General features: G+C 65.0%; 10 protein-coding genes. 6 read left to right on the forward strand and 4 right to left on the reverse strand.

Features of this window, described 5'->3' with window-relative positions:
* Positions 1-19: 19 nt before the first annotated feature.
* Entirely contained in the window at positions 20-1546 is a 1527-nt protein-coding gene (tcuA, locus tag J0A91_RS01695) for an FAD-dependent tricarballylate dehydrogenase TcuA (RefSeq protein WP_069206932.1), read from the reverse strand.
* A gap of 185 nt (positions 1547-1731) precedes the next feature.
* Here tcuA and J0A91_RS01700 point away from each other — a divergent pair, with 185 nt between their 5' ends.
* The gene (locus tag J0A91_RS01700; protein WP_069203464.1) at positions 1732-2670 is read left to right on the forward strand and encodes a LysR substrate-binding domain-containing protein; all 939 of its coding nucleotides are present in this window, start codon (positions 1732-1734) and stop codon (positions 2668-2670) included.
* A 126-nt stretch (positions 2671-2796) separates the two neighbouring features.
* Here the strand turns inward: J0A91_RS01700 and J0A91_RS01705 are convergent, their stop codons facing one another.
* The gene (locus J0A91_RS01705; protein WP_069203465.1) at positions 2797-3972 is read right to left on the reverse strand and encodes a mandelate racemase/muconate lactonizing enzyme family protein; all 1176 of its coding nucleotides are present in this window, start codon (positions 3970-3972) and stop codon (positions 2797-2799) included.
* Positions 3972-5627: a GMC family oxidoreductase gene (locus J0A91_RS01710; RefSeq protein ID WP_069203466.1), complete on the reverse strand. Its 1656-nt coding sequence runs from the start codon at positions 5625-5627 to the stop codon at positions 3972-3974. The genes J0A91_RS01705 and J0A91_RS01710 overlap by 1 nt, the downstream gene beginning before the upstream one ends.
* Positions 5628-5817: 190 nt before the next feature.
* Between J0A91_RS01710 and J0A91_RS01715 the strand changes: the two genes are divergently transcribed.
* The 4 genes from J0A91_RS01715 to J0A91_RS01730 all read left to right on the forward strand — a co-directional run bounded on the left by J0A91_RS01715 (position 5818) and on the right by J0A91_RS01730 (position 11655).
* Positions 5818-7305 (forward strand): aldehyde dehydrogenase, encoded by a 1488-nt coding sequence (locus J0A91_RS01715; RefSeq protein ID WP_206364964.1) that lies wholly within the window; start codon positions 5818-5820, stop codon positions 7303-7305.
* 77 nt (positions 7306-7382) lie between these two features.
* Positions 7383-8303 (forward strand): 3,5-dioxohexanoate:acetyl-CoA acetone transferase, encoded by a 921-nt coding sequence (kce, locus tag J0A91_RS01720; RefSeq protein ID WP_069203467.1) that lies wholly within the window; start codon positions 7383-7385, stop codon positions 8301-8303.
* Positions 8304-8313: 10 nt separating this feature from the next.
* Positions 8314-9057 (forward strand): cyclase family protein, encoded by a 744-nt coding sequence (locus tag J0A91_RS01725; protein ID WP_069203468.1) that lies wholly within the window; start codon positions 8314-8316, stop codon positions 9055-9057.
* Positions 9058-9234: 177 nt separating this feature from the next.
* On the forward strand, positions 9235-11655 hold the full coding sequence (locus tag J0A91_RS01730) for a TonB-dependent receptor (RefSeq protein ID WP_069203469.1): 2421 nt from the start codon (positions 9235-9237) through the stop codon (positions 11653-11655).
* Between the two features lie 36 nt (positions 11656-11691).
* Here the strand turns inward: J0A91_RS01730 and J0A91_RS01735 are convergent, their stop codons facing one another.
* Positions 11692-12162: a hypothetical protein gene (locus tag J0A91_RS01735; RefSeq protein WP_069203470.1), complete on the reverse strand. Its 471-nt coding sequence runs from the start codon at positions 12160-12162 to the stop codon at positions 11692-11694.
* A gap of 3 nt (positions 12163-12165) precedes the next feature.
* Between J0A91_RS01735 and J0A91_RS01740 the strand changes: the two genes are divergently transcribed.
* Positions 12166-12426 carry a hypothetical protein gene (locus J0A91_RS01740; protein WP_150126797.1) on the forward strand — a complete coding sequence of 87 codons (261 nt, stop codon included), beginning with the start codon at positions 12166-12168 and terminating at the stop codon, positions 12424-12426.

Consider the following 12426-nt stretch of genomic DNA (forward strand, 5'->3'; position numbering starts at 1 on the left):
TCTTTAAAAAAGGAGAAGATCAGGCCTGAAGGGCCACAGCCGACGTCGCAGCCGCCGCGAAGGCGGCGGCGCCGGTGCCGGCGAGGCGGCCGAACACCGCGCCGCTGGTGAGCCCGCTCGCGCCGGGGTAGTTGAAGTAGAAAATCCCGCCGACCATCTCGCCGGCCGCGAACAGCCCGGGGATCGGCTGGCCGTTGGTGTTGACGACCGCGCCGTCCTCGGTCGAGATCTTGACCCCGCCGAAGGTGAAGGTGACGCCGCAAGTGACGGCATAGGCTTCAAACGGTCCGGTATCGATCGCGCTCGCCCAGTTGCTGCGCGGTACGCCGGTGCTGATGGCGCTGCGCCCGTCCTTGACGTTGGGATCGAACGCCGCATCGGTGTTGATCGAGGCGTTGAACTCCGCGACCGTCGCGAGGAACTGCACCTTGTCGATTTCGCCGATCTTGTCGGCCAACTCCTCGAGCGTGTCGGCGCGCACCTTGGTGACGTTGCGGGTGCGATATTCGTCGCGCAGCAGGTGCGACACCTTGGAATCATAGACCTGCCACGCGACCTGCCCCGGCTGCGCCAGCACCGCCTGCCCGTATTTGGCATAGGTGTAGTTGCGGAAGTCGGCGCCCTCGTCGACGAAGCGCCGGCCATCGCGATTGACCATCACACATAGCGGGTAGCTATGCCGCTGATATTGCGGGGTGAGCGCGAGATCGCCGAAATCGAGCGCGTTGCGTTCCCATGAGACCGCGTGACAGCCCGACCAATGCCCAAACGCCTGCGCACCGGCATCAAGCGCCATCTGGAGGCCGTCGCCGGTGTTGTAGCGCGAGCCGCGCACCTTCGCGAGATCCCAACCCGGCCCGAGATAGCGCGCGCGCCACTCGGTATTTGCCTCGAACCCGCCGCACGCCAGCACCACCGCGCTCGCCGAAAGCTCACGCAGTTCGCCGTCGATGATGACGCGGACGCCGGTGACCCCGGCTTCGGTGCGGATCAGGTCGCGCACCCAGGCATCATAGATCACCTCGACGCCGCGCTTGCCGGCGGCACGGTACAATGCATCGACCAGACCTGGGCCGCCGGCCTGCACCGCGATGGTGGCACCGCCCCAGAATTTGAAGCGTCCCTCGACCCGGTAAGCCTGCCGCCCGAAATTGGGGAAGAAACGCACACCCTGATCGCGCATCCACAGGATCGTGTCGCGGCTGCGCGTGACGAGAAGATCGCAGAGTTCGGGATCGGTGCGATATTGAGTGATCTCGCCCATATCCTCGAAGAACTTGCCTTCGGTGTACGATCCGAAATCGCTGACCTCGCATTCCGCGTCGGTGAGATCTGGGCAGAAGGCGCGGATATCGTCCGCGCCGTCGTAAACGGTACGCATCAGCCCGTCGGTGTACGAGGTGTTGCCACCGCGCTCCTCGACCGGCGAACGCTCCAACACCAGCACGCGCGCGCCGGCGTCCGACGCGCTGAGCGCCGCACACAGGGCCGCGTTACCCCCACCCACGACGATGACGTCGTATGAACTCTCTTCGGACAATGGCATCCCCATCTCGCTACGGGCAGCAGCCGCGCGCCATCGTCGCCGAAAACGGGATTTCCCCGCGTTTTCAACGCTAACCGGTCGTTTCAAGCTGCGAACGAGAGGTGTTGTACCGAAGCTGGCTATACTTACACGAAATATTACGGCATCCTAGCATGCAATGAAAACATGGTGAGGATGCAAAAACGGTGAAGCTCCAACAACTTCGATACGTTGTCGAGATCGTCCGCCACGGCAATCATCTGTCGGCGGCGGCCGACGCGCTCAACACCTCACAGCCCGGCGTCAGCCGCCAGATCCAGCTCCTCGAACTCGAACTCGGCTTCGAAATCTTTATCCGCACGCGCAACCGCATCATCGGCCTGACCGAACCCGGCGAAGTGGTGTTCGCGATCGCGCAGCGGATCGCGACCGATGTCGCCGCGCTGAAGCGGCTGAAGAGCGACATGAACTCCGGCAACAGCGGCGTCTTCACGATCGGCACGACGCATTTCCAGGCGCGTTACACGCTACCCCCGGTGGTCGAGCAGTTCGTCAAGCGCTACCCGGACGTGAAGCTGGTGTTGCGCCAGGGCGACCCGGAAGAAATCTGCCAGATGGTCGAGGCCGGCGAAGTCGATCTCGCGATCGGCACCGAGACGGTGCGCCAGTTTCCCAACCTCGTGAAGCTCGACTGTTTCGAAATCCGGCGCGTCATCGTCGCGCAGATCGGCCACCCGATCCTGACCGTGCCCGACCTGACGCTGGCGGAAGTCGCCAAATACCCGATCATCACATACGACACGCGCTACAGCGGCCGATGGAAGGTGATGAAGGCGTTCGCCGATGCTGGAGTCGAGCCCAAGATCATCATGAGCGGCATCGATGCCGACGTCTGCAAGACCTATGTCGCACTGGGACTCGGCATCGCGATCCTCGCGACGATGGCGTTCGATCCCGAGCATGACACCGGCATCGCTACGCGCGGCCTCGGCGACCTGCTCTTGCCGAGCACGGTGCAGATCGTGCTGCGCTCGAACACCTATCTGCGCCCATTCCTGCTCGAATTCATCAAGGCAGTCGCGCCACAGCTTACGCCGGGCGTTGTGCGGCAGACGGTGCAGAGCTACCAGAATTCGCGCGAGTGAAAGCCGGAATCCCGTCGTGTTCTGGGCACATTGAAGCCGTTCGTGCCGAGCGCAGTCGAGACACCTGCGCTTCGCTCGGGACGAACGGATGCGAGAGCGACGTTACGCGCCGCGCCGGCCGCCGCGCTATGCCGCCACTTCGACGTGCAGCAGCGTCATCCGTTTCAGCGCATCCTCGTCGAGCGTCAGTCCGAGGCCGGGCGCGGTCGGCACGCGCACCGCGCCATCGATGATGGTGAAGCCGCCGTCCGCGACCAGCGGGTCCGGCCCCATCACCCCTGCCCCGAACACGAACTCGGCTGCGCCGAAGGTCCGCCCTGCGGGGACCGCTGCGCAGAAATGCGCCGCCGCCGCCGCCTCGAACTGCGACGCGACCGCGAGCCCGCCGCAGTTGATGCCGATATCGAACGCATCGGCGATCGCCAGCATGCGTCGCGCGGGCGTGAGACCGCCCACCTTGTAGAGCTTGATGCAGAACACATCGACCGCGCCTTCGTGCGCAAGCGCGGCGGCATCCTGCACGGTGAACAGGCTTTCGTCGGCCATGATCGGCACGCCCCGTGCCTGCGCGCGGATCGCCGCGAGACCGCGCAGATTGCGCCGTTCGACCGGCTGCTCGCAATAGCCGACATGCATGTCGCGCATCGCATCGAGCGCGAGGACCGATTCGGCCACGCTCCAGCCGGTGTTGGGATCGACGCCGATCACCACGTCGGGGCCGACCGCCGCGCGCACCGCGGCGAAATTGCTGACGTCCTTGCGCCAGCCCTCGCGGCCCGCCGCCTTGATGCACAGCACGCGGATGCCGAACTCATCAGTCGCGCGGCGCGCATCATCGACGATGCGCTGGGCGTCGTCATACAGGCTGACCGACCATTCGAGCGGGATCACGTCGTTCGAACGCCCACCAATCAGATCATGAACGGGTACGCCGAGCGCCTTGCCGAGCGCATCGTGCAGCGCGATGTCGAGTACAGCGCGCGCCGCCGGATTGCCGGCGAGGCGCGAAGACATCAGCACGTCGTTGGCTTCGAAATCAGCGAGCCGGCGGCCGATCAACAGCGGGCCGTAGATGTCGCGGATCGCGGCGACGACGCTATGCACCGTATCGGCAACAAAATGGCCCGGGCTGATCGGCCGCACCTGCGCCACGCCGACGACGCCGTCGGCGTGGATCTTGACCAGTACGGGCTTGCCGAGCAGCTGCTCGGGCGGGCCGGTGTCGTAGCTGCCGCTCGAAAAGGTGCGCTGCAAGCGGCCCGGCAATTGCGTGACGAAGATCTCGATCCGGTCGATAGGCATCAGGCGGCGGCCTTTTCGGTGTTGCGCCAGCTCCGCAGCACCAGTTCCGCGCCGCGTTCGCCGAGCGCGATGGTCGGAGCGTTGGTATTGGACGAAGGGATGGTCGGGAAGATCGAGGAGTCGATCACGCGCAGCCCGCTGACGCCGCGCACGCGCAGTTCGGGATCGACAACCGCCATGTCGTCGGTGCCGGCCTTGCAACTGCCGACGATGTGCCACGTCGTCTGCGTGGTCTCGCGGATATAGTCGAGGATCTCGGCGTCGGTGGCGGTCTCCGCGCCGGGACGGGTCTCGCGCACGATCATGCGTTGCATCGCCGGGAAGGACGCGATGCGACGCACCGCCTTGATGCCGGCGAGCAGCACCTGTGCGTCATGCGGATCGTCGAGATATTTGGGATCGATCCTGGGATGCTCGGCGGCGTCGCGCGAGCGGATGTGAGTCCAGCCGCGCGCACGCGGGCGCAGCCCCATCACCCCGATCGTGAAGCCCGAATGCGCGTCAAGCCCGTCCTGCGGGCGGCGCGCGTAACGGTCCTTGCCCGAAAACGGCTGGAGCTGGAGCTTGAGATCGGGGCGCGGCTCATCGGGCGATGAGCGCATGACGGTGTGCGCGACCGCCGAGCAGATCGACAACAGTCCCTTGCCGAACAGCGCGAACTTCAGCCCCTCCCTGACCTTGACGGTCGGCCGCTGGAGCGCATCGTTGATCGTGATCGGCTTGGTGCATTCGAACGTCAGCCGGGTGTTGGGATGGTCGCTGAGGTTCTCGCCGACGCCGGGCAGGTCGCGCACCACGGCGATTCCGAGATCGCGCAGCCGCTCCGCCTGACCGATGCCCGAATGTTCGAGCAGAGCGGGCGAATGGACCGGCCCGGCCGACAGGATCACTTCCTTGCGCGCGGCGACTCGGCGCAGCGTACCGTCCTCACGGAGCTCGACGCCAGTCGCAACGCCGTCCTCGATGACGACGCGCGTGACGAGCACGTCAGTCAGCACCGTGAGGTTGGCGCGGTTGCGCGCGGGCTTGAGATACCCCACCGCCGCCGACGACCGAAAGCCGCGTTTGGTCGAATATTGCAGATAGGCGGTGCCCTCGTAATGGCCGTCGTTGTAATCCTCGATGATGTCGAAGCCGGCTTCCCCGCTCGCGGTGACATAGGCATCGGCGAGCGCGTCGAAATTCTTGAGGCTGGTGACGCCGATCGGCCCGTCACGCCCGCGGGTCGCCGGATCGCCCGGGCGGTAGCTCTCCATCCGTTTGAAATAGGGCAGCATATCCGCCCAGCCCCAGCCGGGCAGGCCCATCTCCGCCCACGAATCGAACTCGCCGGGGTCGCCGCGCACATAAACGCAACCGTTGAGCGAACTCGATCCGCCGAGCATGCGCCCGCGCGTCCAGAGCTGGGTGCGATCGTTGAGCGCGGCTTGTGGCTCGGTCACCAACGGCCAGGTGTGCGCCGGGTCTTTGAGGAGATTCACCACCATCAGCGGAATGTGAATGTTGATGCTGGTGTCGCGCGGACCGGCCTCGATCAGCAGCACACGCTCGCGGCCATCCTCCGACAGACGCGCCGCCACCGCGCACCCGGCCGATCCCGCCCCCACCACGATGAAGTCGTAATCGCCATCCAGCGCGCTGTGCGAGCCAGCCATGTCTCTCTCCACGATCGATCCTGATGACACGCAGCTAGGACGCCCGGGCATTGCAAGACCAATATGATTTTGCCCCTCACGATGCGCTGAGGATATACCGGGCGGGGAAACGGTATTGGCAGGCATCGTGCCCGGTACGCTTTACAGCCGCGACCAACCGGCCGCGCGACGGCCTACGAGAGAGGCTCCCGTGTCCGGCACCATTCCCACGCACCGGCTCTATATCGGCGGCGAATGGATCGCGCCCGAATCCGGGGAGGTCTTCGCCACCTATAATCCGTTCAACCAGCAGCCCTGGGCGATGATCGCGCAAGCCGACGCGCGCGACGTGGCACGCGCCGTCGCCGCCGCGCGCGAGGCCTTCGAGACGAATTGGTCGCGCACGTCGGGACTTGAGCGGGCGCAGTTGATGCACCGCCTCGCCGACCTGCTCGAGCGCGACGCCGATCGGATGGGGACGCTCGAATCGACCGACAACGGCAAGATCGTGCGCGAGACGCGCAGCCAGATGCGCTTCGTCGCGCGCACGATCCGTTTCTTCGCCGGCTATGCCGACAAGCTGTGGGGCAAGGTGATCCCGCTCGATCGCCGCGACGTGTTCGACTACGCGACGCTGGAGCCGCTCGGCGTGATTGGGCTCATTACCGCGTGGAACTCGCCGATCGCGCTGCTCGGCAACAAGCTGCCCGCCGCACTCGCCGCCGGCAATTGCGTGGTGGCCAAACCGTCCGAACATGCCTCGGTGACGACTCTGGAGTTCGCGCGGCTGGTCGAGGAAGCGGGCTTCCCGCCGGGCGTGTTCAACGTCGTGACGGGCGACGTGCGAACCGGGCAGGCGCTGGTGAGCGGCGGCGGACTCGACAAGATCAGCTTCACCGGCAGCGGGCACGGCGGGCGCGAGATCGCGGCCGCCGCCGGCCGCACGCTGACGCCGGTGGTGCTCGAGCTCGGCGGCAAATCGCCCAACATCATCTTCGAGGATGCGGATATCGCCAAAGCCACGGTCGGCGCGCTGGCGGGCATCTTCGCGGCAACCGGGCAGACCTGCATCGCCGGATCGCGCCTGCTGGTGCAACGCTCGGTCTATCCCGGCATCGTCGCCGCGCTGGCCGAGCGGGCGGGCAGAATCCGGCTCGGCAATCCACTCGACCTCACCACGGAGATGGGCACTGCCGCCAACCGCCCGCAATTCGAGCGTATCCTGTCGTTCATCGACTCGGCGAAGCACGACGGCGCGCGGCTCGTTGCGGGTGGCGCGGCGGCAACCGCCGGTGACCTGAAGCATGGGCTGTTCGTCCAGCCGACGATCTTCGCCGACGTCGACAATGCTATGCCGCTGGCACGCGAGGAGATTTTCGGCCCCGTATTGTCGATCATTCCGTTCGATGACGAAGACGAGGCGATCCGCGTCGCCAACGATACGCGCTTCGGGCTGGCTTCGGGCATCTGGACTCAGAACCTCAACCGCATGCACCGCGTCTCGGCGGCGCTCAAGGCCGGGATGGTGTGGGTCAACACCTACCGCGCGGTTGCCGCGCAGACGCCGTTCGGCGGCGTCAAGGAGAGCGGCGTCGGGCGCGAACGCGGCCAGGAGGGGTTGATGGAATTCCTGACCACCAAAAACGTGATGATAAACCTTTCGGAAGAGGATCGCGACCCGTTCGCGGTGCAGACCTGATCGTCACGCCTGCGATTGCAATGCGTGCGATATTTGATACCGGTACCTAAACAAGACAAAGCGACATCGGAGAGATCATGAACAAGGTCATCATAAGCTGCGCCGTCACCGGCAGCATGCATACTCCCTCGATGTCGCAATTCCTGCCGATCACGCCCCAGCAGATCGCCGACCATTCGATCGCGGCGGCGAAGGCGGGCGCGGCGATCCTCCACCTCCACGCGCGGGACCCGCAGAATGGGCGCCCCACGCCCTCGGTCGATGTGTTCCGGCAGTTCCTGCCGCAGATCCACGCGGCGACCGACGCGATCATCAACATCACCACCGGCGGCGGCCCCGGCATGACCATCGCCGAGCGACTCCAGGCCCCGGTGGCGATCAGCCCCGAACTGTGCTCGCTCAACATGGGCTGCATCAATCCCGGCCTGTTCCAGCTCGCCGACAAATACGATTTCCAGCACGATTGGGAGCGCCCGTTCCTTGAGGCGACCGAGGATCTGGTGTCGAAAAACACCTTCCGCGACATCCGCGAGATCATCGAGGCGCTCGCGCCCGGCGGCACGCGCTTCGAGATGGAATGCTATGAGATCGGCCATCTCTACACCATCGCGCATTTCGTCGATCGCGGGCTGCTGAAGGGGCCGCTGCTCATCCAGTCGGTGCTCGGCGTGACCGGCGGGCTGAGCGCCGACCCGGACAGCATCTTCTATATGCGCCAGACCGCCGACCGGCTGTTCGGCAAGGAGTATATCTGGTCGCTGTTCGGCGCCGGCCGCCACCAGATGCCGGTCTGCACGATGGGCGCGCTGATGGGATCGAGCGTGCGGGTCGGACTGGAGGACAGCCTTTTCATCTCGCGTGGCCAGCTCGCCAGCACCAACGCCGAGCAGGTGCTCAAGATCCGCCGTATCCTTGAGGAACTCGGCCTCGAAATCGCGACGCCCGCCGAAGCGCGGCAGATGCTGGGCCTGAAGGGCCGCGACGCGATCAACCTGTAAAGGGCGCCCAATGTGCGATCAATGCCCCAAGGCGGCGGACGGATGGCTCGGCTGGATCGAGCTTCCGCCGCCCGCTCCGGTCGTGCCCACCGGCGACTGGATCGACCTGACCTATCCGGTCAGCGCCGAGATGCCCTGCGCCTCGATCTTCCCCAAGCCGAGCTTCCAGCGGCTACGGTCGCTCCCCGACGATCCGTTCAACGTCACCGAAATCCGCATGGTCGCGCATAGCGGCACGCATGTGGACGCGCCGCTGCACTATTTCGCCCAGTCGCCCGACATGGCCGCGATTCCGCTCGATCGGTTGCGGGGGGCGGGCGTGGTGTGGCGGATCGAGGCCGAACCCGATCAGGTGATCGGCGCCGATGTGCTGGCGGCGTGCCGACCGCTGCTGCGCGCCGGCGACATGCTCGCGCTCGATACCGGTTGGGCGGCCCGCTTCGGCACGCCCGACTATGAGCGCCACCCGAGCCTCGATGTCGAAGCGGCGGCGTGGCTGGTCGAGCGGCGGATCAAGCTGCTCGCCTGCGATTTCGCGACGCCCGACCTGGTTTATCACCTTCGCCAGCCCGGCTTCGATTGGCCGGTCCACCGCGCGCTGCTCTCGCGCGGCATCCTGATCTGCGAACATCTCACCGGCCATGCAGCGCTCGCGGGGCGGCGCGTGGAGTTCCAGGTCGCGGCATTGCCGATCGTCAACGGTGACGGCGCGCCAGCGCGGGTGATGGCGCGGCCGGTCGAGGATCGCGGATGAGGCAGGCAGGGCACTTCCAGTATGCTCTGCGGCAATCGCGGTGTGCCAATCAGCATTCAACTTCGCCGCTCGAATAGCCCATCAGGTCAGGTGATGGGCAGCGGCCCATAGGACGGCCGCAGTCGTCACATTCCAGAATCAGGCGGACGGATCACGTCCTGCCGACAGGGGAGGTTTATGCGTAATCTTTTGCTGGCCGGGGTGTCGCTCGGCGTGATCGTGCCGTTCGCCGCTCAGGCCCAACAGCAGCCTGCGCCGCCAGTCGCGGCGCCCACACCCACACCCGCACCGGCCGCCGATCAGGGCGGCGTGCAGGACATTATCGTCACCGCCGCCAAGCGCGAGCAGAATTTGCAGAACGTGCCGATCTCGGTGACGGCGGTGAGCGAGGAGCGTTTGCAGACGCTCAACGTCACGAGCACCGCCAACATCTCGGCAGTGGCGCCCGGCATCGTCTTCGTCCCCGCCCCCAACCCCAACGTCGTCCAGTTCGTCGTCCGCGGCGTCGGCACCTTCGCGTTCGCCGACACGCTCGAACAATCGGTCGGCGTCGCGATCGATGGCGTGCCGCTCGGCCGCGTCGCGGGCGCTGTGGTCGATGCGGTCGACATCTCCCGGATCGAGGTGTTGCGCGGGCCACAGGGCACGCTGTTCGGCAAGAGCGCGACCGCCGGTCTCATCAGCATCGTCAACAACAAGCCCAATTTGCACACCACCTCCTTCACCGGCCGCGCGCTGTACGGCGAGAATGAGGAATTGCGCGTACAGGGAACGGTCAACGTGCCGCTGATCCAGGACGTGCTCGCGCTGCGCGTCAGCGGCTGGGATTTCAGCCGCGATGGCTATCTCAACGCGCCGAAACAGCCCGACGGCAATATCGGCGACTTCCACAACATGGGCGTGCGCGCACGGCTCGCGTGGCAGGCGACGCCGACCTTGCGGTTCGACGCGTCGGCGGAGATTTCGAGCAATTGGAACGACGGCACGACCACGACGACGCGCTCGTATCTCGCCAACGATTTCCTGTCGTACAAGGGTGGGCCGACGATCGCGCAGATCAACGCGAGCATGGGGATCGTGCCCGGCCCGAACAACCGTACCATCGGGGTCGAGCTTCAAGGAATTGGCGGGCATGTGAAGCCGCAATTCTATCAGTTCGAAGGCAATCTGGATCTTGGTGCGGTGACGCTGACGTCGCTGACCGCCTATCGCCGGGTAAAGTCGGACCAGATCGCCGATTACGATTACAGCGCGAGCCAGGCGAACAGCTATCGCACGTATCAGAATTACCGGTCGACCACCACGCAATTGACGCAGGAACTGCGGCTCGCCAACGCCGGAAACCAGAAGTTTCAATATACGCTCGGGCTGTTCTACTACGATCTGAACGTGCCGCAGAGTTCGATCGAACAGGACACGCTCAACGTACCCACCTTCCCGCCGCCTTATTACGCGCGCGGTCGGCAGATCCAGGTAACGATGAACACCAAGAACTACGCAGCATTTGCGGATACCAACCTGCGGCTCGGCAAGTTCAACCTGCTCGCCGGTGCGCGGCTATCGCGCGAGGAAAGCACGGGCACGTTCAACCGGGTCAGTCCGCAATATGCCGCCGGTGCAAACGGGCAGGATCTCTCGATCTTTCTCCCGGGCTCGACCGCAGTGGGCTTCCCGCCGTATTTCGTCGCGACCTCGGTCAAATACACCGATTTCTCTTGGAAGGTCGGCGGGCAATATCACGTCACGTCGGACGTCATGGCCTATGTCACCGCCAGCCGGGCCTACAAGGGGCCGGGGTTCAACTTCTCGAACGATCTCACCGCGTCGACCTTCGCGCTCAACAACGCGGTGGTGAAGCAGGAGATCGCGCATTCCTACGAAGTCGGCGTGCGCGCGCAATTGTTCGACCACACGCTGACGCTCAACGCCTCGGCGTATCGCTCGCCGTTCGACAATTTCCAGATCACCGCGGGCATTCCCAATGCGCTCGGCGGACTCACCTATACGATCATCAACGCCGGGCAGATCGTCGCCAAGGGTGTCGAGGGGGATTTCAGTTGGCATCCGCGCGGAGCGCTGCACGGCTTTTCGCTCGACGGCAATTTCGCCTATAACGACACCAAATACACCGATTTCGCCAATGCGCCGTGCTTCAGCGGTCAGACGGTCGCCGCCGCGCCGACCGACACGCCGGGCATCTGCGCGCCGATCGCGATCGGCAGCGGCGCGACCAAGCAATCGGTCAACGGGCAGCGCACGGTGGGGTCGCCGGAATGGCAGATCAACCTGTTCGGTGGCTACGAGCACCCCGTCACGGATGGGCTGAGTGCGTTCCTGCGCACGCACTGGTTCCACCAGACGTCGATCCAATATGGCGTGGGCGCCAATCCGGGTACGTTGGTCGGTGGCTATGACACGGTCGATCTCTCGGTCGGCATTCGCGACCGCGACGACCGCTGGAAGCTGAGCGTGATCGGCAAGAACATCCTCGACCAGATGTACACGGTGCGCGCGGTGACGAGCAATCCGGGGCTGGTGCAGATCATCCCCTACGAAGCCCAGTCGTCCTGGGCTCTCGCGCTCGACGTGAAGTTTTAAAGGAGGCGGGCGGCCCGTGCAGGCCGCCCGTCGTCATTATGGCTTGGCCTGGCCATGTTTTTCGAACCAGTCGGCGGGAGGCACCGTCGTCGGGGTGTCGCCGGTGAAGAGATTGGTGAACGTGCGCGACTGGAAGCGCCAGCGGCCATCGTCGCACAGCACGACGACATCCTCCTGCTCCGCGATCTGGATTGGCGCGGCCGAGGGCAAGGGCGCGACGCCGTCCGCGGCGTAGAGGCACATCACGTTGTTGGTGTGCGCGAGCCTTGGCGTTTCGAACTGCGCACGGAAGTTGGAGATCAAGTGCCTGGCGAGCCGATCGCCGCGCGATTTGCGCCAGACGTAGAAATCGTGGATCGCGGCCTTGCCCTGCCAGCTCGCGAAGGTGGCGTTCTCAAGGAAATATTCTGAGGCGCCGAGGCCGTAATTGTGATCGACCTCATACCAATAATCGGTCGCGTTCGCGAGGAGAACTTGAGTCAGGATGATCTTTTCTTCGGGAGACATGGTGTGATCCTTGATGGCGTGACTGTGGCGCGCAAGCGCGCGCGAAACGGATCGGGCGGTGCGGCCGCGCCCGAAGCGGCTATGTCCTCTCCTTATTCTACATGCCGCTTTCGTATTGGCGGCCCGGACGCGGCACGACCAATGTGGCCGCGCGCGACGGCACCGCAAAGCGATGCCGCGAAAGACATAATGAAGAACAGATCAACGCTCTTCAAGTACATCTTCGATACTGATCGTCTTAACGACGATGTTCTATCGTTATGA

Source organism: Sphingomonas panacis (assembly GCF_001717955.1).
Taxonomy (GTDB): domain Bacteria; phylum Pseudomonadota; class Alphaproteobacteria; order Sphingomonadales; family Sphingomonadaceae; genus Sphingomonas; species Sphingomonas panacis.